General features: G+C 70.4%; 20 protein-coding genes and 1 rRNA gene (1 of these 21 running past the window's edge). 10 read left to right on the top strand and 11 right to left on the bottom strand.

Features of this window, described 5'->3' with window-relative positions:
* Nucleotides 1–4: 4 nt before the first annotated feature.
* Together DEJ47_RS05415 and DEJ47_RS05410 are read right to left on the bottom strand one after the other, a co-directional pair.
* The gene (locus tag DEJ47_RS05415; RefSeq protein ID WP_150165457.1) at nt 5–1,090 is read right to left on the bottom strand and encodes an S-(hydroxymethyl)mycothiol dehydrogenase; all 1,086 of its coding nucleotides are present in this window, start codon (nt 1,088–1,090) and stop codon (nt 5–7) included.
* Nucleotides 1,091–1,374: 284 nt separating this feature from the next.
* Nucleotides 1,375–2,205: an IclR family transcriptional regulator gene (locus DEJ47_RS05410; RefSeq protein WP_202457549.1), complete on the bottom strand. Its 831-nt coding sequence runs from the start codon at nt 2,203–2,205 to the stop codon at nt 1,375–1,377.
* A 190-nt stretch (nt 2,206–2,395) separates the two neighbouring features.
* Between DEJ47_RS05410 and DEJ47_RS05405 the strand changes: the two genes are divergently transcribed.
* Both DEJ47_RS05405 and DEJ47_RS05400 read left to right on the top strand, forming a co-directional pair.
* On the top strand, nt 2,396–2,755 hold the full coding sequence (locus DEJ47_RS05405) for a bifunctional 3-phenylpropionate/cinnamic acid dioxygenase ferredoxin subunit (protein WP_150165455.1): 360 nt from the start codon (nt 2,396–2,398) through the stop codon (nt 2,753–2,755).
* Nucleotides 2,752–3,957, top strand: coding sequence for an NAD(P)/FAD-dependent oxidoreductase (locus tag DEJ47_RS05400; protein ID WP_150165453.1), 1,206 nt, complete (start codon nt 2,752–2,754; stop codon nt 3,955–3,957). Before DEJ47_RS05405 ends, DEJ47_RS05400 begins: the two co-directional genes overlap by 4 nt.
* Before the next feature lie 280 nt (nt 3,958–4,237).
* On the opposite strand, the gene DEJ47_RS05395 is transcribed toward DEJ47_RS05400, so the two are convergent.
* A complete protein-coding gene (locus tag DEJ47_RS05395; RefSeq protein ID WP_398338989.1) occupies nt 4,238–4,705 on the bottom strand; it encodes a hypothetical protein in 468 nt (155 codons plus the stop codon).
* Between the two features lie 438 nt (nt 4,706–5,143).
* On the opposite strand from DEJ47_RS05395, the gene DEJ47_RS05390 reads away from it, so the two are divergent.
* From DEJ47_RS05390 to DEJ47_RS05375, 4 genes are all read left to right on the top strand, one after another.
* Nucleotides 5,144–8,143 carry a nitrate- and nitrite sensing domain-containing protein gene (locus DEJ47_RS05390; RefSeq protein ID WP_150165451.1) on the top strand — a complete coding sequence of 1,000 codons (3,000 nt, stop codon included), beginning with the start codon at nt 5,144–5,146 and terminating at the stop codon, nt 8,141–8,143.
* On the top strand, nt 8,140–8,580 hold the full coding sequence (locus tag DEJ47_RS05385; protein WP_150165449.1) for a roadblock/LC7 domain-containing protein: 441 nt from the start codon (nt 8,140–8,142) through the stop codon (nt 8,578–8,580). The genes DEJ47_RS05390 and DEJ47_RS05385 overlap by 4 nt, the downstream gene beginning before the upstream one ends.
* Nucleotides 8,581–8,589: 9 nt before the next feature.
* A complete protein-coding gene (locus DEJ47_RS05380; protein ID WP_150165447.1) occupies nt 8,590–9,033 on the top strand; it encodes a DUF742 domain-containing protein in 444 nt (147 codons plus the stop codon).
* 104 nt (nt 9,034–9,137) lie between these two features.
* On the top strand, nt 9,138–9,743 hold the full coding sequence (locus DEJ47_RS05375; protein ID WP_150165446.1) for a GTP-binding protein: 606 nt from the start codon (nt 9,138–9,140) through the stop codon (nt 9,741–9,743).
* 81 nt (nt 9,744–9,824) lie between these two features.
* Here DEJ47_RS05375 and glpK read toward each other — a convergent pair whose 3' ends face one another.
* The 5 genes from glpK to DEJ47_RS05350 all read right to left on the bottom strand — a co-directional run bounded on the left by glpK (nt 9,825) and on the right by DEJ47_RS05350 (nt 15,293).
* The gene (gene glpK, locus DEJ47_RS05370; protein ID WP_150165444.1) at nt 9,825–11,345 is read right to left on the bottom strand and encodes a glycerol kinase GlpK; all 1,521 of its coding nucleotides are present in this window, start codon (nt 11,343–11,345) and stop codon (nt 9,825–9,827) included.
* 66 nt (nt 11,346–11,411) lie between these two features.
* On the bottom strand, nt 11,412–12,167 hold the full coding sequence (locus tag DEJ47_RS05365; protein ID WP_150165442.1) for an MIP/aquaporin family protein: 756 nt from the start codon (nt 12,165–12,167) through the stop codon (nt 11,412–11,414).
* Nucleotides 12,168–12,607: 440 nt separating this feature from the next.
* Nucleotides 12,608–13,798 carry a lipid-transfer protein gene (locus tag DEJ47_RS05360; protein ID WP_150165440.1) on the bottom strand — a complete coding sequence of 397 codons (1,191 nt, stop codon included), beginning with the start codon at nt 13,796–13,798 and terminating at the stop codon, nt 12,608–12,610.
* The gene (locus tag DEJ47_RS05355) at nt 13,795–14,220 is read right to left on the bottom strand and encodes a Zn-ribbon domain-containing OB-fold protein (protein ID WP_150175447.1); all 426 of its coding nucleotides are present in this window, start codon (nt 14,218–14,220) and stop codon (nt 13,795–13,797) included. Before DEJ47_RS05355 ends, DEJ47_RS05360 begins: the two co-directional genes overlap by 4 nt.
* A 257-nt stretch (nt 14,221–14,477) precedes the next feature.
* The gene (locus DEJ47_RS05350) at nt 14,478–15,293 is read right to left on the bottom strand and encodes a M15 family metallopeptidase (protein ID WP_150165438.1); all 816 of its coding nucleotides are present in this window, start codon (nt 15,291–15,293) and stop codon (nt 14,478–14,480) included.
* 72 nt (nt 15,294–15,365) lie between these two features.
* Here DEJ47_RS05350 and DEJ47_RS05345 point away from each other — a divergent pair, with 72 nt between their 5' ends.
* Complete coding sequence (locus DEJ47_RS05345) at nt 15,366–15,893, top strand: NUDIX domain-containing protein (RefSeq protein WP_150165436.1); 528 nt, start codon at nt 15,366–15,368, stop codon at nt 15,891–15,893.
* Nucleotides 15,894–16,036: 143 nt separating this feature from the next.
* On the opposite strand, the gene DEJ47_RS05340 is transcribed toward DEJ47_RS05345, so the two are convergent.
* Nucleotides 16,037–18,400, bottom strand: coding sequence for a glycoside hydrolase family 31 protein (locus DEJ47_RS05340; RefSeq protein WP_150165434.1), 2,364 nt, complete (start codon nt 18,398–18,400; stop codon nt 16,037–16,039).
* 214 nt (nt 18,401–18,614) lie between these two features.
* Here DEJ47_RS05340 and DEJ47_RS05335 point away from each other — a divergent pair, with 214 nt between their 5' ends.
* Together DEJ47_RS05335 and DEJ47_RS05330 are read left to right on the top strand one after the other, a co-directional pair.
* The gene (locus tag DEJ47_RS05335) at nt 18,615–20,600 is read left to right on the top strand and encodes an acetoacetate--CoA ligase (RefSeq protein ID WP_150165432.1); all 1,986 of its coding nucleotides are present in this window, start codon (nt 18,615–18,617) and stop codon (nt 20,598–20,600) included.
* A 90-nt stretch (nt 20,601–20,690) separates the two neighbouring features.
* Nucleotides 20,691–21,584, top strand: coding sequence for a hypothetical protein (locus DEJ47_RS05330; protein ID WP_150165430.1), 894 nt, complete (start codon nt 20,691–20,693; stop codon nt 21,582–21,584).
* A 59-nt stretch (nt 21,585–21,643) separates the two neighbouring features.
* Here the strand turns inward: DEJ47_RS05330 and ptsP are convergent, their stop codons facing one another.
* Together ptsP and DEJ47_RS05320 are read right to left on the bottom strand one after the other, a co-directional pair.
* Nucleotides 21,644–23,314 carry a phosphoenolpyruvate--protein phosphotransferase gene (gene ptsP, locus DEJ47_RS05325; protein ID WP_150165428.1) on the bottom strand — a complete coding sequence of 557 codons (1,671 nt, stop codon included), beginning with the start codon at nt 23,312–23,314 and terminating at the stop codon, nt 21,644–21,646.
* Between the two features lie 78 nt (nt 23,315–23,392).
* Complete coding sequence (locus tag DEJ47_RS05320; protein ID WP_150165426.1) at nt 23,393–23,842, bottom strand: PTS glucose transporter subunit IIA; 450 nt, start codon at nt 23,840–23,842, stop codon at nt 23,393–23,395.
* A 665-nt stretch (nt 23,843–24,507) separates the two neighbouring features.
* Between DEJ47_RS05320 and DEJ47_RS05310 the strand changes: the two genes are divergently transcribed.
* Nucleotides 24,508–24,785: ribosomal RNA gene (locus tag DEJ47_RS05310) — 16S ribosomal RNA — on the top strand; it runs 1,248 nt beyond the window's last position.

The raw sequence follows: 24,785 nt of genomic DNA, 5'->3' as shown, positions 1-24,785 counted from the left end.
GGGCTCACAGGACCACCACCGACCGCAGTACCTCGCCCCGCTGCATCCGTGCGAACGCCTCCTCCACCTGATCGAGCGTGACGGTCTCGGAGACGAAGCCGCCGAGGTCGAGACGGCGCGTGAGGTACTGGTCGACGAGGATCGGGAAGTCCCTGGTGGGCAGGCAGTCCCCGTACCAGGACGACTTGAGGGCGCCGCCGCGCGAGAAGAGGTCGATCAGCGGCAGGTCGATCGACATCTCCGGGTCGGGCACACCGACCTGGACGAGCACGCCCGCGTGATCACGCATGTAGAAGGCCTGTTCGCACGTCGACGGAGTGCCGACGGCGTCGATGGCGACGTCGACGCCGTGGCCGCCGGTCAGCTCACGGACCGCCGCGACGGGGTCCGTGCCGCGCGAGTTGACGGTGTGCGTCGCGCCGAACCGGGTCGCCCCGTCCAGCTTGGCGTCGTCGATGTCGACGGCGATGACGCGGCGGGCCCCGGCCAGGGCCGCGCCGGCGACCGCGGCGTTGCCGACGCCGCCGCAGCCGATGACGGCGACCGTGTCGCCGCGGCCCACCCCGCCGGTGTTCACCGCTGCCCCGTATCCCGCCATCACGCCGCAGCCGATCAGGGCGACGGCCTCGGGGCGGGCCGCCGGGTCGACCTTCACGGCCTGCCCGGCGGCGACCAGCGTCTTCTCGGCGAAGGCGCCGATTCCGAGGGCGGGGCTGAGCGGCGTGCCGTCCGGGAGCGTCATCGGCTGTGCGGCGTTGCGCGAGTCGAAGCAGTACCAGGGGCGGCCGCGCAGACAGGAGCGGCAGGCGCCACAGGGCGCGCGCCAGGCGATCACCACGCAGTCGCCGGGGGCCAGTCCGTCGACGTCGGCGCCGACCGTCTCGACGGTGCCGGCCGCCTCGTGGCCGAGCAGGAACGGGAAGTCGTCGTTGATCGCGCCTTCCCGGTAGTGCAGATCCGTGTGGCAGACCCCGCAGGCCTGTACGGAGACGAGAACCTCTCCGGGGCCGGGATCTGGCACGACGATCGTCTGCACCTCGACGGGCGCGCCCTTCTTCGGGGCGACGACGGCACGGACCTCGTGGGGCACGGCCAGACTCCTCTGCTGTTGCGCACGGCGTGGCGGCGTTGTTGCGTCCTGCACGTTCGGTTGCGCTATGGGAGACATACTGAGAACGCCATCAAGAGGCCGTCAAGGGGGTGGAGCCAAGCCGTTCGCCGCACCTGGGAGTGCGTGGGGGCGCGCACACACGTGTGAGGGCGGAGCCGGGAACTCCCGGTTCCACCCTCATGAGTCCGTACGCTGCGACGCCGCGCCCGCGAACCGCCGCGCCCCCCGCCCGTGCCACAAGCCGGGTAGGGGCGCGGGAAGTGTCAGAAGCCGTACCCCATCCGACGGGACAGCTCGACGGCGGCGGCGACGGTGCGCTTGCCGAGTTCGGTGAGCCGGTCCTCGGTCAGCCGGTAGACGGGACCGGAGGCGCTGAGCGCGCCGATCACCTTGCCGTCGTGCGCGCGCACCGGCGCGGCGACGGCGGCGAGGCCCACCTCCAACTCCTCGACGGCCACGGCGAACCCCTGCTCGACCACGGCCTCCAGCTCCCCGCGCAGCGCCGCCGTGCCGGTCACCGTGTGCTCGGTCAGACGCGGCAGGGTGCGGGCCATCAGGCCTTCGCGCAGGGTGGTCGGCAGATGGGCGAGGAGCACCTTTCCGCTGGAAGTGGCGTGCAGCGGGGTGCGTCGGCCCAGCCAGTTCTGCGCCGTCACCGAGGCGGGACCGCGGGCCTGCATGATGTTGACCGCCGCGTCGTCGTCCAGGACCGCGATGTTGACCGTCTCGCCCAGCTCGTCCGCGAGTTCGCGGCAGACCGGGCCGCCCTCCTGGGAGATGTCCATGCGCACTGCCGCCGCCCCCGCGAGGCGGAGTATGCCCGCGCCCAGGAAGTACTTCCCGCGGTCCTTGGCCTGGCCGACGAGGCCGCGGTTCTCCAGCACTCCGAGCAACCGGAACGCCGTCGACTTGTGGACACCCAGCTCATCGGCGATCTCGGTGACCCCGGCCTCGCCGTGCCGCGCGAGGATCTCGAGAACGCTCACCGCGCGGTCCACGGACTGGACGGATCCGGCCGCCCCCTTCGGCTGTTTCTCCCGCGGCTCACCGCGGGGTGCCCTGTCCTGATCAGCCTGTTTCCGATCGCCCGTCATATCTGAACTCTCACCACCTGGCGGCCTGTTGAAGCCGCGTCTTCGGGAAGCCCTTGACGCGATGGGCGCCCCACCCGGATTCTGTTGCGCATAGCGCTCCCTCGTGCGCCATGCGAAACATCATGTTACCGAAGGGTCTTGGCCCTCCAGAGGCCAGGAGCCGGGCCGAATCACACCCAGAGGGGGGCCCATGATCCCCGTATGCCGCCTTGAAGACCTCCCCGCAGGCGACTCCGTCCGTCTCGACACCACACCGCCCGTCGCGGTGTTCAACGCCGACGGCGAGCTCTACGCCATCGACGACACATGCAGCCACCAGGATGCTTCCCTGTCGGAAGGATGGCTGGAGGGCTGTCTGATCGAGTGCCCCCTGCACGCCGCGTCCTTCGATCTTCGCACCGGCAGGCCGACGTGCCTGCCCGCGCGCCGCCCCGTGCGGACCCACCAGGTGTACGTGGAGGACGGCGTCATTCATGTGCTCGTCGCCTCCGCCACGGGAGCCACGGGTGACGGTGACGCGTCCGCCGCCGGGAAGGGATCCGCGGCATGAGGGCCGTCATCGTCGTGGGCGCCTCACTGGCCGGTCTGTACGCGGCCAGGGAACTGCGCGCCCAGGGGTTCGACGGTCGCCTGGTCGTCATCGGCGCCGAACCGCACCCGCCGTACGACCGGCCGCCCTTGTCCAAGAGCTTCCTCACCGGCACGGCGGACGAGGACCGACTCGCCCTCGCCGACGAGGAGGAAACAGCCGAACTCGCCGCCGAGTGGCTGCTCGGCACGCGGGTCAGAGCCCTCGACGCGCGCGGCCGTACGGTCGTTCTCGACGACGGCCGCACCGTGACGGGCGACGGCGTCGTCATCGCCACCGGCGCGGCGGCCCGACGCCTCCCCGGGCCGCCACTCGCGGGCGTCCACACCGTGCGCACGCTGGACGACGCCCGCGCGCTGCGCGCGGATCTGACGCGCGGGCCGCAGCGCGTCGTGGTGATCGGCGGCGGCTTCATCGGCGCGGAGACCGCGTCCTCGTGTGCGGTCCTCGGGCATGACGTCACCGTGGTCGAGGCGGCGCCGCTGCCTCTCGCGGCCCAACTCGGCCCCCAAATGGCCTCGGTGTGTGCGGGACTGCATGCGCGCGGCGGCGTCGCCCTGCTGACCGGCGTCGGCGTGGCGGGACTTCGGGGCGCCGCCGGCCGCTCCGTCACCGCCGTCGAACTGGCCGACGGACGTCTGCTGCCCGCCGACGTGGTCGTGGTCGGCATCGGGGCGATCCCCAACACGCAGTGGCTCGCGGGTTCTCCTCTCGCGGTGGACGACGGCATTCTGTGCGACGACGGCTGCGTGACGACGCTGCCCCAGGTCGTCGCGGTGGGCGATGTCGCCAGGGTGGGCGGAGCCCGCGCCGAGCACTGGACGAGTGCCACGGAGCAACCGCGCGCGGCGGTACGCAACTTGCTCGCCGGGCACACGGTCGAGTCGGCGCACTCCCTGCCCTACTTCTGGTCGGACCAGTACGGCTCCCGCATCCAGTTCGCCGGCCACAGGACCAGCGGTGACATCGCGCGCATCGTCGAGGGCTCGTCGGCCGATCCGGGCGGCGACCCGACGGCGGGCGCACGGGGAGGAGGGCTCCTCGCCGTCTACGAACGCGCGGGACGGACCACGGCGGCCCTCGCGATCGACTGCGCCCGTCCTTTCATGAAGGCGCGCAGGGGCCTGGCCGCCGACCGGGCGGCGGAACTCGCAGGAGTCTGAGACCGACCGCGGCCAGCCGGTAAGCCAGTTGGACGCGCCGCTCGGACGTCGGGCTGTACCTGTGCCGCTCGGTTGCCGCCGGGAGTGGCGCTGCTCGGTCGCTGGCGTGGATCCGCGCAGGCGGTCGTCGGTGCGGACCGGCGCAGTGCGGTCATCGGCATGGTCCGGCGCTGCTCGGTTGCCGCCTGGGCTGGCACCGTCCGATTGTCGGCCCGAACCCGTGCCGCTCTGCCGACGTCCTGATTCGGTTGCGCAGAGGGTCGGCTCGTGCCGTCGTCGCTCAGGAGTGCGACAGCTGGCCCGACCCGCTGCGCCCGTGTATGCGGTCCTTCCCCCGTGCCACGGCGCGTGCCTCGCGCCGGGCCCGGCGCCGCTCGCGCCGCAGCCGCCGCGCCGTACTGCTCGGCATCGACACCACTCCGTTGCGCTGGTTCCACACCTGGCGCGTCACCCACACGTCCAGCACACCCCACGTGGCCGCGACGGTGCTGGCCACGCTGCTCAGCACCATGGGGAAGGAGAGCCACGACCCCGCGAGGGCGGCGAGGAAAGCGACCATCGCCTGCACGAGCGTGAGCGCCACTATGATCACCGCTCGCACCGCGGCCGTCCGCACCGGATCGGGCAGCCGTCGTCTGCGCGCGGGCTCCTCCACCCACAACGGCGGCCGCTGCTCCGCCGCTTCGCACTGCTCCCGTTCCTGGTGCCGCTCTTCCCAGGACTCCCTGTGGCGCTCTGCCGTACCCATCATTGCGTCTCTCCCCCCGATGCTCGCGGCCGTTCACGGGTCACCCTCCGGACTGCCCGTTTCGCCGCGCTTCATGTCGCCCACCCCGTCACGTGCCCGGGGGTGTGCCGGTGACCTGAACACGGCCCGCGGCTCTCTTCCTCAAAGACGAACGAGAGATCCGAAAGATTCCCGTTCCGCTTCCGTGCAGCGAAGAATTCCGGCCAACTGGCGTGCGTACAGCGGCGGATGAGGCACCGGAAGAGGTGCCACATGCTGGGACGCAATCTCCCGTAATGGAGGGACAACTGCGGACGTCCTTTTCGCGTCACGGCCGAAAAGCGTTCGGATGCGCCTTCGAGTTGCCCGTGAGTCAGTAGTAGGCTCGCGCCGTTTGTTGACGCACATGTGTGCCCCTGGCCCGTGCAACGGCCGCAGGGGGCCGATCTGGGGGAGGCCATGCGCTTTCGCGGGAAGTCCATCCGCAGGAAGATCGTGGCGCTGCTGCTCGTGCCGCTGCTCTCCCTCACGGCGATCTGGGCCTTCGCCACCGTGATCACGGGCCGCCAGGCACTGAGCCTCGTCGACTCCGTCAACGTCGTCGACAAGCTCGCCTACCCGATCGAGGACACGGCGCGCGTGATCCAGCAGGAACGCCGCCAGACCCTCGTCTACCTCGCCGACCCCCGGGCCTCGGACGCCATGTCCGCCCTGCGCCGCAGCCGCACGGCGACCGACGGGATGATCGACAAGATCCGCGCCAACGCCCAGGACCCGGACGTCCGTGACGGCGTCAGCGGGGAATCGCGCAAGCGGCTCAACGAACTCGTCGAGGCCTTCGACAGCATCGACCCGCTGCGCCGCGGCGTCGAAGAGGGCACGATCACCCGGGCCGGCGCCCTGAAGATGTACACCAAGCTGATCGACCCCTACTTCGACCTGCTGAGCACGCTCAACGGCTTCTCCGGCCTCGACGACATGAAGTACGACCAGCAGGGCCGTGCGCTCGTCGGCGCCACCCGCGCGCGTGAGCTGCTGTCCCGTGAGGACGCGCTGATCGGCTCGGCGCTCGTCGCGGGCCGGATCACCAAGGCCGAGATCCGCCAGGCCACCGAGTTGCGGGCCCAGCGCGGACTCCTCTTCGAAGTGAACTTCGCCCAGCTCCCCGAGGACGACCGCGCCCGCTACGAGCGCTACTGGAACGGCACCGAGACCACCCAGCTGCGCAAGGCCGAACAGGCCATCATCGAAGGCGGGGCAGGCACCCCGCGCGTGGTCACCGCGTCCCACTGGGACCAGGCCGCGGGCCGCGTCCTCAAACAGCTCTCCGAGAGCAACATGGAGGCGACCGACCGGTTCCAGGACCGCGTCGAACCCGCGGCCGTCGGCGTGATCGTCCGCGTCATCGCGGCCGGCGTGCTCGGCCTGCTCGCCCTCCTCGTCTCCCTCTTCCTGTCCGTGCGCATCGGCCGCAGCCTCATCAGGGACCTGCGCCGCCTGCGCCTCGAGGCCCACGAAGCGTCCGGCGTCCGGCTGCCCGGCGTGCTGCGCCGCCTGGCCGCCGGCGAGCAGGTCGACGTGGAGACCGAGGCGCCCCGCCTGACGTACGGCAAGGACGAGATCGGCCAGGTCGGCCAGGCCCTCAACACCCTCCAGCGCGCCGCCGTCGAAGCCACCGTCAAACAGGCCGACCTGCGCCGCGGTGTCTCCGAGGTCTTCGTCAACCTCGCCCGCCGCAGCCAGGTCCTGCTGCACAAGCAGCTCACGCTCCTGGACACCATGGAGCGCAGGACCGAGGACACCGACGAGCTCGCCGACCTGTTCCGGCTCGACCACCTGACGACCCGCATGCGGCGGCACGCCGAGGGCCTCGTCATCCTGTCCGGCGCCGCCCCGTCGCGTCAGTGGCGCAAGCCCGTCCAGCTCATGGACGTCGTCCGCGCGGCCGTCGCCGAGGTCGAGGACTACGAACGCATCGAAGTGCGCCGCCTGCCCCGCATCGCGGTCACCGGACCCGCGGTCGCCGACCTCACACACCTCATGGCGGAACTCCTGGAGAACGCCACGGTGTTCTCGCCCCCGCACACCGCCGTCCAGGTGCTCGGGGAGCACGTCGCCAACGGCTTCACCCTGGAGATCCACGACCGGGGCCTCGGCATGACCCCAGACGCCCTCCTGGACGCCAACCTGCGCCTCGCGGAGACCCCCGAGTTCGAGCTCTCCGACACCGACCGGCTCGGCCTGTTCGTCGTCAGCAGGCTCGCGCAGCGCCAGCGTGTCCGCGTCTCCCTCCAGCCCTCGCCGTACGGCGGCACGACCGCCGTCGTGTTCATCCCCGAGTCCCTGCTCACCGACGACGTGCCGGACACCGACGGCGCCGGCTTCCGGATCGACCGGGCACAGACCAAGGACGCCGTGTCCGGTGCCGACCAGGGCGTCGACCGTGCCGCGGCCCTCGCCCAGGTGCCCGTACAGCTGCCGGGCCTGCCCGCGTCCGTCCTCGACGGCCCCGTCGAGCTCGAAGCGCCCGTCGGCATGGCGGACCTCGACGGCTTCCCCGGCTCCCTCGACGACGAGGACAGCGAGCGCGGCGGTCTCTTCCGGCCCCGCCGCCGGGTGGCGGGCACGCCCGGGGAACAGCACCAGCAGGCCCGCGACGACCGCGAGGCGGGCCGCGCCGAGCCGACCCGCAGGGACACCGCGCCCACCGACGACGACGCGACCGAGGACGCCCACTCCGGAGGCCCCGTCCCGCTGCCGCGGCGCAGGACCCCGAAACTGGTCCGCTCCAACGGCCGCCCGGTGACGCACGCCAGGCCCCAGGACAGCCGCTTCCCCGACGACAGGCCGCAGGAAAGCCGCTTCTCCGGAGGAAAGGCCCAGGAAAGCCGCCCCTCCGAAGACACCCGATTCCCCGCGGACAGTCGCTTCCGGACGGACGACCGCCCGCAGACGGACAGCCGTTTTCCGACCGACGGCCGGTTGCCCACGGAGCGCCGCTTCCAGGAGGACAGGTCCTCGGAGAGCAGACCGCTGGACCCGGCCGCCGAGGACGGGATCCCGTCGCCGCAGGGCCCGCGGCAGCAGTCCTCCTGGCCCGACCTTTCGCCGCCGCACCGCGACGTCACGGCCGTCGAGGACGTGCCGACCGACCTCCCGGCACGCGGCCGCCGCGCCGCGACCGACAGCCGTGCCGGGGGCCGGACCACCACGACCACGGTGGGCGGACTGCCCCGCCGCGTACGACAGGCCAACCTGGCCCCGCAGTTGAAGGACGGACCCGACCACCGCCCCGCGCGCGCCGAGACCCGGCCCGAGGAGCGGGACGCCGAAGAGGTACGCAGCCGCATGGCATCGCTCCAGCGGGGCTGGCAGCGCGGCCGCGACGAGAACGCCGCGGGCGACGACGCCACGAACGGCACAGCACCAGGAACGACACCCGAGGGGGACGGTCGATGACCGCACCGAATGCCGACGCACGCACCACCACGACCGGGGGACGGGGTGAGCTGAACTGGCTCCTCGACGACCTGGTGCAGCGCGTCGCCAGCATCCGCAAGGCACTCGTGCTCTCCGGAGACGGCCTGCCGACCGGCGTGTCGAAGAACCTGACCAGGGAGGACAGCGAGCACCTCGCCGCCGTCGCCTCCGGGTTCCACAGCCTCGCCAAGGGCGTGGGCCGGCACTTCGAGGCGGGCCGGGTCCGTCAGACCGTGGTCGAGCTCGACGACGCCTTCCTCTTCGTCACGGCCGCCGGCGACGGCAGCTGCCTAGCCGTCCTCGCTGACGCGGATTCCGACGTGGGTCTGGTCGCGTACGAAATGACGCTGCTGGTCAAGCGGGTCGGCGTGCATCTGGGTACGGCGCCGCGCACGGATCTGCCCGCCGGGGGGTAGTGGGAGGTCATGAGCGAAGACGGTCGAGGGACGCAGAGAACCACAAGAACGCGGAATTTACCGCGGGCGCAGGAGTCGCCCCGCTGGTTCGACGACGACGCAGGCCCCGTGGTGCGGCCATACGCCATGACGCGCGGCCGCACCACGAGCAACGGACAGCACCGGCTCGACCTGATCGCGGTCGTCGTCACCGAGGCCCACGCGTACGACGTCCCGGAGACCGACCGGACGCTGTCTCCGGAGCACGTGGACATCGTCGGGCTGTGCCGTGACACGCCTCAGTCGGTCGCCGAGCTGGCCGCCGAACTCGACCTGCCCATCGGCGTGGTCCGTGTCCTCATAGGGGACCTCGTCGACGACGAACTGGTGCACGTGACCCGTCCCGTGCCCCCCGCCGAGCTGCCGGACGAGAGCATTCTGCGCGATGTGATCAGCGGCCTCCGGGCGCTCTGAGCGGCGTGGCGGTGCCCCCGGAGATGTACTCGTGATCGAACCCCCTGGCGGCGGCGGATACGGACCGGCCCCGCGCGACACCACCGATGCAGGAGAAGTGAGCGATGATCTTCAAGCGCACTGAGCGCGACAAGGCCCCCGTCGAGCCGGTCACGCTGAAGATCCTCGTGGCCGGCGGCTTCGGCGTCGGCAAGACGACGCTGGTCGGCGCGGTCAGCGAGATCAAGCCGCTGCGCACCGAGGAGACCCTCAGCGAGGCGGGCAGGCCCGTCGACGACACCAGCGGCGTCGCGGGCAAGCACACCACCACCGTGGCCATGGACTTCGGCCGCATCACCCTCCGGGAGGACTTGGTCCTCTACCTCTTCGGCACGCCGGGACAGGACCGCTTCTGGTTCCTCTGGGACGAGCTGGCGACCGGCGCGCTGGGCGCCGTCGTCCTCGCCGACACACGGCGCCTCGAGGACTGCTTCGCCGCCGTGGACTATTTCGAACGACGCTCCATTCCCTTCGTCGTCGGCGTCAACTGCTTCGACGGGGCCAATCGTTACCCGGCCGACGTCGTGCGCCAGGCCCTCGATCTCGACGCCGATGTGCCCGTGGTGATGTGCGACGCGCGGGACCGCGAGACCGTCAAGGAGGTCCTCATCGACGTCGTGGAACACGCGATGGCGGCCGCCGCTGCGGCTCGGGAACCCGTCACTACGTAGTACGCCGTTGCTTTCCGGTCGCCGCTGAGGCCCGTACCCCCGCCGACCGGGGTACGGGCCGCAGTTCCGATCGGCCGGCCGTCAGCCCTCGTCCTCCTCCAGCCAGCCGAAGCTCCGCTCCACCGCCTTGTGCCAGTTGTGGAACTCGCGGTCCCGTGATGCGGCGTCCATGCGCGGGCTCCACTCGACGTCCTGCTGCCAGTGCGCCTTCAGCTCGTCCAGGTCGTTCCACACGCCCGTCGCGAGACCGGCCGCGTACGCCGCGCCCAGACACGTCGTCTCGGAGACCTTGGGGCGGATCACCGGCACACCCAGCACGTCCGCCTGGTGCTGCATCAGGAGGTTGTTCTTGGTCATGCCACCGTCCACCTTGAGAGTGGTGATCCGCACTCCGGAGTCCTGGTACATGGCGTCCACGACCTCGCGCGTCTGCCAGCTCGTCGCCTCCAGGACGGCACGCGCGAGATGCGCCTTGGTGACGTACCGGGTGAGGCCGGTGACGACGCCGCGCGCGTCGGAGCGCCAGTAGGGCGCGTACAGGCCGGAGAACGCGGGCACGATGTACGCTCCGCCGTTGTCGTCGACGCTCGCCGCGAGGGCCTCGATCTCGTCCGCGTTGCGGATGATGCCGAGCTGGTCCCGGAACCACTGCACCAGGGCGCCGGTGATCGCGATCGACCCCTCCAGGCAGTACACCGGCGCCTCGGAGCCGATCTTGTAGCCCATGGTCGTGAGCAGACCGCTCTTGGAGGGGACCGGCCGGTTGCCGGTGTTGAGCAGGAGGAAACTGCCCGTGCCGTACGTGTTCTTGGCCGTCCCCGTGTCGTAGCAGGCCTGCCCGAAGACGGCCGCCTGCTGGTCGCCCAGGGCGGAGGCGACGGGCACTCCGGAGAGCTGGCCCACCGCCGTCCCGTACACCTCGGCCGACGACCTGATCTCCGGCAGGACCGCTTCGGGGACGTTCATCGCCGACAGGATCGACTGGTCCCACTGGAGCGTCTCCAGGTTCATCAGCATGGTGCGGCCCGCGTTGGTGACATCGGTGACGTGCTTGCCACCGTCGGTGCCGCCCGTGAGGTTCCAGATCAGCCAGGAGTCGATGGTGCCGAAGGCTATCTCGCCTCGCTCGGCGCGGGCCCTGAGCCCTGGCACGTTGTCGAGCAGCCAGGCTGCCTTGGGTCCGGAGAAGTAGCTCGCCAGGGGCAGGCCCGTCTGTTCGCGGAAGCGGTCCTGGCCGTCCGCGCCGCCCAGTTCGTTGCAGAGCGCCGAGGTGCGGGTGTCCTGCCAGACGATCGCGTTGTGCACGGGCTTGCCGGTCGCGCGGTCCCACAGCACGGTGGTCTCGCGCTGGTTGGTGATGCCCAGTGCGCTCAGCTGGTCGGCGCGCAGCCCGGCCTTGGCGATCGCCCCCGCGACCACCGCCTGCACCTTGGACCAGATCTCGGTGGCGTCGTGCTCCACCCAGCCCGGCTTGGGGAAGATCTGGCGGTGCTCGCGCTGGTCCACGGCGACGATCGCGCCGTCCTGGTCGAAGATGATGCAACGGCTCGAGGTGGTGCCCTGATCGATGGCGGCGACGAATTTCTCGGAGCTGTCCGGCATGAGCTACCCCTTGATGACCTTGATGAGAAGACTCAGAAGGTGCGCAGACTCAGAAGGTGCGCAGACTCAGAAGGCTGCGTTGTAGATGAGGCCCGCGAGAGCCCCGCCGATCAGGGGCCCGGCCACCGGAACCCAGGCGTAGCTCCAGTCGGACGTGCCCTTGTTGGGGATCGGCAGGAACGTGTGCACGATGCGCGGACCGAGGTCGCGCGCGGGGTTGATCGCGTACCCCGTGGGACCACCGAGGGAGAGACCGATACCGACGACGAGGAAGGCCACGATCAGCGTCTGCGTGCCGGATTCGCCGAGGCCCTTGGTGAGCCCGAAGGCCAGGATGGGCAGCACCAGGGCGATCGTCGCGATGACCTCGGTGATGATGTTGGCGACCGGGTTCCGGATCTCGGGGATGGTGGAGAAGATCCCGAGCGTCGGCGTCGGCACGTGCACGCCCTCCGAGTCGCCCTTCGCGCCGCGCGTGACGTTGGCATTGAACTGCGCCAGGTAGACGAGGTAGGCGAGGACGGCGCCCAGCATCGCGCCGACCATCTGCCCGAGGACATAGATCCAGGTCTTGTCCCACTCGCCGGTGTCGATCGCGATGCCGAGTGTGACGGCGGGGTTGAGGTGTCCACCGGAGAGCGGTCCCGCGGTGTACGCGCCGGCGAGCACGCCGAAGCCCCATCCGAAGGCGATGACGACCCACCCGGAGGCCTTCGCCTTCGAATGGCCGAGTGTGACGGCGGCGCACACACCGGCGCCGAGAAGAATCAGAATCGCGGTGCCGATGACCTCACCGACGAAGATGTCCCCGTTCGAGTACATGGGCGGCTCCTAGGCCCTCGCCCGGGGCAGTGCGCCCCGGTCCTCCGTGCAGGGTGCGTTCCCACGACTACCGCCTGGATACGCCCGGCTGACGCAGCCGGAGGCAGAGGTCTCCCGAACCCCGCCCGGCGCCCATGGCGAGCGTGCCGTCACAGTCGGATCGCCGATGGGGGATGACCTGTCGAAGAGGCTGAACAGGCCCTTCGTGCCGACCCCGCACGCGCGCAGAGGCTCTGTGCGCGGGGAGCCGAGGTGCGGCGACGCCGACTGACACCCGGAAGTGTTCACCGATGGTGATGGAGCGTCAAGGTCGCGGACGGCAACGGTTAACCGGCGCGTGAGCTTCCTCCACGGCGCCCGTGACGGGCTGTCGGGCGCCCGCGAGTCGCCCGGGTCGCCCGACACCCACACGGAGCCGCTCCACTGTCCTGCGGAGGGCCTCAGCGCACCGCCACGACCGACGAACCGTGCCCGAAAAGCCCCTGGTTCGCGGTGACTCCCACACGCGCCCCTTCGATCTGACGCGCCCCTGCCGTCCCTCGCAACTGCCACGTCACTTCGCAGACTTGAGCGATGGCCTGCGCGGGCACCGCTTCCCCGAAGGAGGCGAGACCCCCACTGGTGTTCACGGGCACGCGTCCGCCGGACGCCGTCACCCCGTCGCGCAGCAGCTTGGCCCCCTCGCCCTCGCCGCACAGGCCCAGGTCCTCGTACCACTGGAGTTCCAGCGCGGTCGAGAGGTCGTAGACCTCCGCCAGCGAGATGTCCTCGGGGCCGATGCCTGCTTCTTCGTACGCCGCGCGCGCGATGGACGCCCGGAACGTCCCGTCGGCGGGGGCCACGACAGCCGCCGAGTCCGTCGCGATGTCCGGCAGGTCGAGCACGGTCGTCGGATACGTCGGGGTGACGGTGGACACCGCGCGGATGCGCACCGGATCCGCCGCTCCGTGGCGACGGGCGAAGTCCATGCTGGACAGCACCAGGGCCGCGGCGCCGTCCGAGGTGGCACAGATGTCGAGCAGCCGCAGCGGATCGGCCACAACGGCTGAGGCGGCGACCTCCTCCACGGCGACCGGCTTGCGGTAGCGCGCGTTCGGGTTGAGTGCGCCCGCCGCGGCGTTCTTCACCTTGACCTGGGCGAAGTCGTCCAGGGTGTCGCCGTGCACGGCCATCCGGCGGCGCGCGTACAGGCCGAAGTAGGCCGGATTGGTCGCTCCGAGGACGCGGAACCGCAGCCAGTCGGGGTCGTCGGGCCGGTCCCCGCCCGCTGGACGGAAGAACCCCTTCGGTGCCGCGTCGGCGCCCACCACCAGGACCACATCGGCCATGCCGGCGAGGATCTGCGTCCGTGCCGTGCCGATCGCCTGGGCGCCGGACGCGCAGGCCGCGTACACACTCGCCACGCGCGCGCCCTGCCAGCCGAGCGCCTTGGCGAACGTGGCCCCCGCGACGTACCCCGGATAGCCGCCGCGCACCGTGTCCGCCCCGACGATCGAGCCCACATCCCGCCACGCGATCCCGGCGTCCGCGAGCGCCGCGCGTGCCGCCGCCACGCCGTACTCGACGAAACCGCGCCCCCACTTGCCCCAGGGGTGCATGCCCGCGCCGAGCACCGCCACCTCCGTGGTCATGCGCCCACCTCCACGGGCCGCCAGTGCCAGGTCGTCCATGTCGTCCCGTTGTCCTCGTTCAGGACCCCTGGGACGACCTCCACCTCCATGCCGACCTCCAGATCGGTCACGGCGACCCCGGGTACGGCCTGCCCGAGCACCACCATCCGCTCCGCTTCCAGCTCCACCGCGATCAACGTGTAGGGCTCCCAGGGAAGTTCCGGGTCGGAGACGTAGGGAGCGGGGGGACGGTAGCGGCCGTCGGTGTACGACCAGACGCGCCCGCGCCGTGACAGCGGCACCTCGGCCAGCTCGCCGCCCGCACAGCCGGGATTGCGGCAGAAGCCGTCCTCGCGCGGGAAGAAGACACAGGCGCACGCGGCGCAGCGCGTGCCCAGCAGACGGAAGTCGTCACCCTCCCCGGCGAACCAGTTGTCCACCACTGGTGTGCGCGTTCGCGGCAAGACTCCTCCAGGGCAGCAGAACTGACGGGACGTCAGAAGTGTGCCACGGGCAACCGTCTTTCGTCAGGGGGTGCCGGAAACGTCATCAGGTGGCGGGCTTTCGCCGAAGGAGTGGAATCCGGCGGCCGGCGGTGAACCGGATGGCCTTCTTTCGCGTCCGAGTATCGGTAGGGGGTGTCCGGGGCCGACGGGGGTGGTCCCGGACACCCCCTACGCCACCTGTGGTGCCGGTGACCTCACTTCCCCCGCAGCGACTTTCGGGAGACGGGGAAGTCGAAGTAGGTGTCGGGGAACGTTTCGGGCTTGTACGTGTAGTGCCACCACTCCTCGGGCAGGTTGACGAACCCCTCCCTGCCCAGTGCGTCACGCAGGAGGTCGCGGTTGGCGCGCTGCTTCCCCTTGATCCGGGGGTCGTCCGTGTGCGAGAGGGTGTCGAAGCAGTCGAACCCCGTCCCCATGTCCGCGGAGCTGTCGGGGAAGCGCTCGGCACGCGGCCCGAAGCAGGGCTTGAGCGGCTCTCCCGGGATGTACGGCCGGGTCGGCAGGGCGGGCAGCCGCACCACCGTCAGGTCCACCGTCGAGCCCCGGCTGTGCCCGGACTTCTCCGCGATGTACCCGTCCGCGAAGAGCCGCGACTTGTCGACACGGGGATAGAACTCCGCCTTCATGCGCTCATCGGCGAGATCCTCGGCCCAGCGCACGAAGTGGTCGACGGCCCGCTGCGGCCGGTAGCAGTCGTACACCTTCAGCGAGTAGCCCCTGCGCAGGAGCTTGCGCTGTGCCTTGTGCAGGGCTTTCGCCGCGGGCTCAGTGAGGATGCACATCGGCTTCCTGTAGCCGTCAACGGGCTCGCCGACGAAGTTGTGCGGCGTGAAGTAACGCATCTCCTGAATGATCGTCGGGTCGACGTCGCGCAGCGCGACGAACTCCTTCGGAGCCTGCGGGTCGGCACGCGCGTGCGTGGGGGACGCGGGGGAGGGGACGGCGGCCACGGAGAGCAGAGCGGCGGCGCAGAGGGCAAGATTCCGCAGGGCGGGGACAAGTCCTGTCATGTCCCAGCGTCTATCAGGATCACCGCCACCCGCGAAAGACCGGCGCGACAGGGATCGGATACAGTCCGCGGCGTGTCAGCATCCCCACACTCCACCAACTCCGTTCCGGGCTCCCACTGTTCGAGCTGCGGGACGTCCTACGAAGACCAGCCCGTGGGCTGGCCCCGCACCTGCGCCGACTGCGGCGCGGTGGCCTACCGCAACCCCCTGCCCGTCGCGGTCGCGCTCCAGCCCGTGTACGACACCCAGGGCACCGGCCTGGTCGTCATCACCCGCACCATCGCTCCCGCGCGGGGAGGCATCGCACTGCCCGGCGGGTACGTCGACCACCGGGAGGACTGGCGCGACGCGGTCGTCCGAGAGCTCAAGGAAGAGACCGGCATCGGAGTGGAGAGCCGCGACGTGCGCCTGGCCGACGCCGCGAGCGCGGACGGTTACCTCCTGATCTTCGGCCTCCTCCCCGCACGGCCCGCCGCGGACCTGCCGCCGTCCGCTCCGACGGACGAGACCGAAGGCTGGCATCTGCTGCGCCGCCCCCAGGAACTCGCCTTCCCACTGCACACACTGGCGGCACGCGCGTGGTTCGAGGGCCGCTACTGACCCGCAACCGCCACCGGCCCCCCAGCGGACCGCATCGCACTCGGCGGCCGCAGTCGGACCCCGCCTCAGGGGCCGCCCTCGGCCGACGACACAACGGGTGCCCGGCCCTCAGCCGCGGCCACCCGTTGCGTCGCGACTGACCCTCACCCGTCCACACCCCGCACCCGCACCGAACGCCCCGGTGCGGGCCCGTCCTCGCCCCCCTCCCGCTCGACGACGACCCGTCCCTCGCTCCACCGCGTCGTGAACCGTTCGAGCTCAGCCTCCGCCCATCCGTCACCGGCGTCGGCCACCACGACCCCACCCCCGGAACGCCCCTGGGCGGGCGCCCACGCCTCCAACTCGATGCCGCCGTCACACCCGCGCACCGGCAACACCGTGCCCGCACGCGCGAACACCGGGATGCGCGACAACGGAGCGTCCACCACGACCTTCGCCGGCCCCTCGTACGCCCGGCCGGTCGCCGTGTCGTACCAGCGCCCCCGCGGCAACCGCACCGACCGCCGCACCGCACCGCTCTCCAGCACCGGCGCCACCAGCAAGGAATCACCGAGCAGGAACGCGTCCTCACAGTCCCGCAGGGACCTGTCCTCCGGGTTCCCCCACCACAAAGGCCGCACATAGGGAGAGCCGGTACGCCGCGCGAGATGGGCGAGCGTCACGAAGTACGGCAACAGCCGCCTGCGCTCGACGAGCACCCCACGCGCGAGCCCCAGCACCTCGTCGCCGAACTCCCACGGCTCACGCCGCCCCGCCCCGATCGCCGCATGCGTACGGAACAACGGCAGATACGCCCCCAGTTGGAACCACCGCAGATACAGCTCCGGCGACGGACTCCCGTCGAAACCGCCCACGTCGGGCCCTGAGTACGGCACACCGCACAATCCGAGCCCCAGCACCAGCGACAGCGACGCCCGAAGTCCCGGCCAGCCAGTGGAGACATCCCCGGACCACGTCCCTCCATAGCGCTGCATCCCCGCCCACCCGGAACGCGAGAACAAGAAGGGCCGCTCCTCCGGGTGCAGAGCACGCACCGCCTCGTACCCGGCACGGGCCATCGCGAGGCCGTACACGTTGTGCGCCTCACGATGGTCACCGCCACGCCCCTCCAAGGAGTGCCGCGCCGACCGCGGCAGTGTCGCCTCACCGAACGCGGCGAACGACACCGGCTCGTTCATGTCGTGCCAGAAACCCGAGAAACCCTGATCCAGACGCTCCTTGTAGAGCGTGCCCCACCACTCACGCGCGCGAGGATCGGTGAAGTCGGGAAACACCGCCTCCCCGGGCCACACGACACCGCGCACCGGACGCCCCGTCGCATCCCGCACGAAGACATCGGCGGCCATCCCACTGTCGTACGCCTCGACTCCCCGCTCGTACTTCACCGCAGGGTCGACGATCGACACGAGCCGGATCCCGCCCTCGCGCAACTCGTCCGCCAACTGCGGCAGCTTCGGGAACCGCTCCCTGTCGACGGTGAACACCTGGTGCGCTTCGTAGTGATCGATGTCCAGGTGCACCGCATCCAACGGCAGCCCGCGCTCCTGGTACCCGGCGACGATCCGCCGCACCTCCTGCTCGCTGCCGAAGCCCCACCGCGCGTGATGATGCCCGAGCGCCCACGAGGGCGGCAGCGCCGGCGGACCGGTCAGCGATGCCCAGGAGTGCAGCACGCGCGCGGGAGTGCCGACCATCGCCCAGTACCGCAGCGGACCGCCGCTCATCCGCACCTCGCACGAACCGGCCCTGTCATGACCGGAACCGGCACCCTCCGCACCCTCGTGGACCGAGACGGCGCCCTCCCACGTGTTGTCGTGAAAGACCAGATGCGTGCCGGAGTCGGCCACCACCATCTGCACCGGCATGGTGATGTACAGCGGATCGTCACCGGGCCCGAACGATCCACCGGGATCCGTGTTCCACAGCAGGTAGGTCCCGTTCCGCAGCCGAGGCCCCGAGGACCGGCCGCCGAGACCGAAGAACCGCGCCTCCGCGGGCACCTCCGACCGCTGCACCCAGCGCCCCGCGCCACCATCGGCCCGCTCCCACCAGCGGGGCGGCAGATCCCGCCGCAGCGTCACACCGCCGGGCGTGCGCAGTTCCACCGCCCCGTACCGCGAGACGACCACCGTCACACGCTCCGAGACCACCCGCCAGCCGCCCTCCGTGTCGGGCTCCAGGACGGCCCGAGGATCCGCCTCCGGACTCCGCCCCGCCAACGCGTACGACGGCTCCGGCTCCGCCCCGTCCCACCCCAGGAAGACCGCCCCGCCCGCCGTCACCCGCACCCGGAGTTCGGCACGGGCGAACCGCACCACACCACCGCCCGGCTCCCGCTCCATCCCCGTCACAGGCCCCGGCACCCGCGCGCGCTCCGTGCCCGGGGGCACGACCGCCGCCGCGTCCGCCCGCCATCTGCGCCACGAGGAGCGCACCGTGCGCAACCCCTGCGCCGTGCCGACCATGCCGACCACCTTCACCGAACGCACCAGGTCACGACCGTTCATGCTGCTCACCCTGCCACCGACGAAGCCGTATGTGTGCCCCGTTCATTGGCCGTTCACCTGGGGTGACACCACACAGCCACGGAACCGACTGTGTGGGGCACACCCTGGTGCGGAAGTCGATCACATGGCATCGTCCTAGCAGCCGTGTTCACGCGCACACCCAGCACGTGCGCACTCCACACGCATACGACGCGTACAGTCCGGGAGCCGCCCCATGACGTCCTCAGCGAACCCTGCGCCGCTCTGGCAGCCGAGCCCCGAGAGGATCGCCGCAGCGCAGGTCACACGGTTCCAGGCCTGGGCCGCCGAGCACTACGGAGCCCCGGCCGACGGGGGCTACGGAGCGCTGCACCGCTGGTCGGTCACCGAACTCGCGACGTTCTGGAAGGCCGTAACCGACTGGTTCGACGTCCGCTTCACCACCCCCTACGCGCGCGTACTGGGCGACCGCACCATGCCCGGAGCCGAGTGGTTCCCCGGAGCGACGCTCAACTACGCCGAACACGCGCTGCGCGCCGCCGACGACTCCACGCGCGCGAACACTCCCGCTCTCCTCCACGTGGACGAGAGCCACGACCCGCAATCCGTCACCTGGGACGAGCTGCGCCGCCAAGTCGGCTCCCTGACGGCGGAACTGCGCACCCTCGGCGTACGCCCCGGAGACCGCGTCAGCGGCTACCTGCCGAACATCCCGCAGGCCGTCGTCGCCCTCCTGGCCACCGCAGCCGTCGGCGCCGTCTGGACCTCCTGCGCCCCCGACTTCGGCGCCCGCAGTGTCCTCGACCGCTTCCAGCAGGTCGAGCCGGTCGTCCTGTTCACCGTCGACGGCTACCGCTACGGAGGCAAGGAGCACGACCGCCGCGACACCGTCGCCGAACTCCGCGCCGAACTGCCCAGCCTCCGCGCGGTCGTGCACATTCCGCTGCTCGGCACCGAGGCCCCCGAGGGCGCCCTGGAATGGTCGGCTCTCACCTCGGGAGACACCGCCCCCACCTACGAAGCCGTACCGTTCGACCACCCCCTGTGGGTGCTCTACTCGTCCGGCACCACCGGCCTGCCCAAAGCGATCGTCCAGTCCCAGGGCGGCATCCTCGTCGAACACCTCAAGCAGCTGGGCCTGCACTGCGACCTCGGCCCCGAGGACCGCTTCTTCTGGTACACCTCGACCGGCTGGATGATGTGGAACTTCCTCGTCTCCGGCCTCCTCACGGGCACCACGATCGTCCTGTACGACGGCAGCCCCGGGCACCCCGACACCGCGGCCCAGTGGCGCATCGCCGAACGCACCGGAGCCACGCTCTTCGGCACATCGGCCGCGTACGTCATGGCATGCCGCAAGGCCGACGTCCACCCCGCCCGCGACTTCGACCTCTCCCGCGTCACCTGCGTCGCCACGACCGGCTCCCCGCTGCCCCCGGACGGGTTCCGCTGGCTGCACGACGAATTCGCCGACACCCCGGGCGGACTGTGGACCGCCTCCGTCAGCGGCGGCACCGACGTCTGCTCCTGCTTCGCCGGAGCCGTCCCGACGCTGCCCGTGCACATCGGAGAACTCCAGGCCCCCTGCCTCGGTACGGACCTGCAGTCCTGGGACCCCCATGGCAAGCCCCTCACCGACGAGGTCGGTGAGCTCGTCGTCACCAACCCCATGCCGTCCATGCCCATCCAGTTCTGGAACGACCCCGACGGCACCCGCTACCACGAGAGCTACTTCGACACCTATCCCGGCGTCTGGCGGCACGGCGACTGGATCACCCTCACCTCACGAGGCTCGGTCGTCATCCACGGCCGCTCAGACTCCACGCTCAACCGCCAGGGCGTCCGCATGGGATCCGCCGACATCTACGAAGCCGTCGAACGCCTCCCGGAGATCCGCGAATCCCTGGTCATCGGCGTCGAACAACCCGACGGCGGCTACTGGATGCCGCTCTTCGTCCACCTCGCCGAAGGCGCCGCCCTCGACGACACCCTCCGCGACCGGATCAAGCGGACGATTCGCGAGCAGCTCTCCCCGCGCCACGTCCCCGACGAGGTGATCGAGGTCCCCGGCATCCCGCACACCCTCACCGGCAAGCGCATCGAGGTCCCGGTCAAGCGACTTCTGCAGGGGACACCTATGGACAAGGCGGTCAATCCGGGCTCCGTCGACCGCCTCGAACTCCTTGACTTCTACGCGGACCTGGCCCGCGAACGCGCCTGACAAACCGGCTTCCTCCCAGCTCATCGGCGATTGTCAGTGCCTCTCGTTACTGTGAGTGAGCATTGATCGACCGAGTGCAGGGGGAAAGTCATGACGCACACCCGAAACGACACGATGCGACGAGCACTGCGCCGCGAAGTCGCCGGAACCATCGGCCTGCTGGCCGATGAGGAGGACTTCGCGGCCATGCGCCGCTACCGCACCTTCACCTTCGACGACCACGAGACCTACCTCCAGCAGGTCGAAGGCCTCCTCAGGACTCTCGCCTCGCAGGGCCGGCACACGACCATCGCGCTCTTCGACCCCGAGGAGTACCAGTCGTACTGCGCGGAGACCGGCCTGAACCCGGACACCTCCGAGAGCCGCAGCCGCTTCACCGCGGCGCTGGCATCGGGCGGCCCCACCGTCCCGTACGACGGACAGCCCCTTGCCGACCTCCTCCCCGACCTCGTCGACGAAGCGATCCGCCGAGCCACCTGGGAGTACGCGACCGTCGTCCTCGCCCGCGCAGGCGCCTGCGCGACCTGCGGCGAGGACATCGGACAAGCCGCCTTCAACCGGGCCTCCGCACTCATCACCCAAGCCCTCGACACCACCAAACCCGGCACCCGCCACCTCGTGTGCAGCGTGCCCTCCGACCCCGAAACCCTCCTCGCCGCGCTCCACGTCGAGGTGGACACCGAAGGCCGAGCCCTGCTCGACCACACCGAGGCCCTCGAATTCGCGACGGTCCTCGCCGTCGGCATCGCCACCCACCGCGCCGCAGGCATGGTGCTGCGCTCGAGCGCCGAAGGCACCCGCGACCGAGTCCAGGGCTGGCGCATGAACGGCGGCCGACTCCAGCCCCTCACCGAGGCCGAGGTCTTCGACGCCTACTGCACCGATGCCATCACCGGGGAGCTCGTAGCCCCCGAGTCCGACGTCGACTACTGCGCCGCACCGAACCTCGAACCCGACGAACCCGAAGGGGGCCACACGCACTGAACACACGAGGGCCGCCCCACCGAACGGCGGGGCGGCCCTCGAAACCCAGCGTCTGTCGGCTACTCGCCGGACAGCACCGCCTGCGCGGCCTTGCGGGCCTCTTCCGCACTGTCAGCGGCACGCGCCGCCGACGCGGCACGCTCGCACTGAGCCAGCGTGTACTTGCCGAGCGTCGCACGCACGTAAGGAATGGACGCCGCACCCATCGACAGAGAGGTGACACCCAGACCGGTCAGCACACACGCGAGCAGCGGGTCCGAAGCCGCCTCGCCACATACGCCACAGCTCTTGCCCTCGGCGCTCGCCGCCTCCGCGGACAGGGCGACCAGGTCGAGCAGCGCGGGCTGCCACGGGTCCTGCAGCCGGGACACCGCGCCCACCTGCCGGTCGGCGGCGAAGGCGTACTGAGCGAGGTCGTTGGTGCCCAGCGAGAGGAACTCGACCTCCTGGAGGATCGACCGTGCCCGCAGCGCGGCCGAAGGGATCTCGACCATCGCGCCGAACTTCGCCTGCAGCCCCGCCTCACGGCAGGCGTCCGCGAACGCCTTGGCGTCGGTACGGTCCGCGACCATCGGCGCCATGACCTCCAGGTAGACGGGCAGACCCTCGGCGGCCTTGGCCAGCGCGGTCAGCTGCGTCCGCAGCACCTCGGGGTGGTCGAGGAGCGATCGCAGCCCGCGCACGCCGAGTGCCGGGTTCGGCTCGTCGGCCGGCGTCAGGAAGTCCAGCGGCTTGTCAGCACCGGCGTCCAGCACACGCACGACGACGCGGCCCTCGGGGAAGGCCTCCAGCACCTTGCGGTACGCCTCGACCTGCTTCTCCTCCGACGGCGCCTTGGTGCTGTCGTCGAGGAACAGGAACTCGGTACGGAACAGGCCGACACCCTCGGCCCCCGCCTCCACGGCCGCCGGCACGTCGGCGGGACCGCCGACGTTGGCGAGCAGCGGAACCTTGTGCCCGTCGGACGTCGCGCCAGGACCGGTCGACGCGGCCAGCGCGGCCTTGCGCTCGGCGGCGGCAGCCTCGAGCTGCTCCCGCTTCTCGGCGCTCGGGTCCACGAAGATCTCACCGGTGCTGCCGTCCACGGCCACGACCGTGCCCTCGACGAGCTCACCGGCGCCCGGCAGCGCGACGACCGCCGGTACACCGAGCGCACGCGCGAGGATCGCGCTGTGGCTGGTCGGCCCGCCCTCTTCGGTGACGAAGCCGAGCACGAGAGCAGGGTCGAGCAGTGCGGTGTCCGCGGGTGCGAGGTCACGCGCGATCAGCACGTACGGCTGGTCGCTGTCCGGAACACCCGGCATCGGGACGCCCAGCAGGCGGGCGACGATGCGGTTGCGCACGTCATCGAGGTCCGCCACCCGACCGGCCATGTACTCACCGGCGCCGGCCAGCAGTTCGCGGTAGTGGGAGAACGCGTCGTAGACAGCGCGCTCTGCCGTGCTGCCCACGGTGATGCGCCGATCGACGTCGGACATGAGCTCCGGGTCCTGAGCGATCATGGCCTGCGCCTCGAGCACCGCCTGGGCCTCGCCACCGGCAAGATTGCCGCGCGCGTTCAGGTCGGCCGCCACAGCTTCCACGGCCTGGCGAGCACGCCCCTGTTCGCGCTCGGCCTCCTCCGCGGGAATCTGCTTCGCCGGCGGCTCGAGAACCGCCGTGCCCATGTGCCGGACCTCGCCGATCGCCACTCCGTGGCTGACACCGACGCCTCGCAGCGTTGTCTCCATTTCACCCGTCTCCGGTAGTGCGACGGGCCCAGCCGTCGCGGTGGTTGTCCTGCGTGCCGTCAGACGACGGCGTTGACGTCACTTCCAGCTGAAGAGAGCGTCGCCGGCCTTCACTTCGCCGTCCTCGACGAGGTCGGAGAGGGACTCGGCGGTGGCCTCGAGGGCCACGATGGGGCACACCGGGGACTTGCCGGCGGCCTCGACGGCCGACGGGTTCCAGCGCACCACGGCCTGGCCGCGCTGCACGGTGTCGCCCTTGTTGACGAGGAGCTCGAAGCCCTCGCCGTTGAGCTGGACGGTGTCGATGCCGAGGTGCGTCAACACGCCGTGACCCTGGTCGTCGACCACCACGAAGGCGTGGGGGTGAAGAGAGACGACGATGCCGTCCACGGGAGAGACGGCCTCGGAGGGCTCACGTACGGGATCGATGGCCGTGCCGGGCCCGACCATGGCGCCTGAGAACACGGGATCCGGTACAGCAGAGAGCCCAATGGCACGTCCTGCGAGCGGGGACGAAACACTGGTCATGGCAAGCCTCCCAGGGGGTGGAGATTCATAGCCGCCGTCACTACCTGTCCTGGACGACGCACTGTTCAGAAGCGTAAGTCATAAGAAGTCCCGGTTCCGCACGAGTGGTCCCGGTTGGCGGGAGTAGAGGCAGTGCACAAGCGATTTGCGCCCGCCCGGAGGCCGATGTACAGTCGTACTCCTGCCTGGGGCTGTGGGACGCAAGCAAGCGTCCGGTCCCGGCGGCATCCTTCAGATCAGATCCTATCCCTGGGTCCGGTTCCGCATGTCTGCGGTGACCGTGGTCAGAGAGTCGAATGAGACCTGATAAAGTCGGAACCGCCGGAAAGGGAAACGCGAAAGCCGAAAGGCCGGAGCGGGAACCGGAAAGGCACCGAGGAAATCGGACACGAAAGAGTCTGGTAGAGTCGGAAACGCAAGAACAAAAGAAACACCGAAGGGAAGCGCCCGGAGGAAAGCCCGAGAGGGTGAGTACAAAGGAAGCGTCCGTTCCTTGAGAACTCAACAGCGTGCCAAAAGTCAACGCCAGATATGTTGATAACCCCGGCTCACTTCGGTGAGTTGGAGGTTCCTTTGAAAAACACAGCGAGGACGCTGTGAACGGACGGGATTATTCCTCCCGACCGTTCCGCTCTCGTGCTGTGTCACCGGATTACCGGTACACATTCACGGAGAGTTTGATCCTGGCTCAGGACGAACGCTGGCGGCGTGCTTAACACATGCAAGTCGAACGATGAACCACTTCGGTGGGGATTAGTGGCGAACGGGTGAGTAACACGTGGGCAATCTGCCCTTCACTCTGGGACAAGCCCTGGAAACGGGGTCTAATACCGGATAACACCTTCCCTCTCCTGAGGGAGGGTTAAAAGCTCCGGCGGTGAAGGATGAGCCCGCGGCCTATCAGCTTGTTGGTGAGGTAATGGCTCACCAAGGCGACGACGGG

The sequence above is a fragment of the Streptomyces venezuelae genome (assembly GCF_008642355.1).
Taxonomy (GTDB): Bacteria; Actinomycetota; Actinomycetes; order Streptomycetales; family Streptomycetaceae; genus Streptomyces; species Streptomyces venezuelae_B.
Note: the sequence above shows the minus strand (reverse complement) of the source record. Positions and strands in the feature narration are given on the sequence as shown.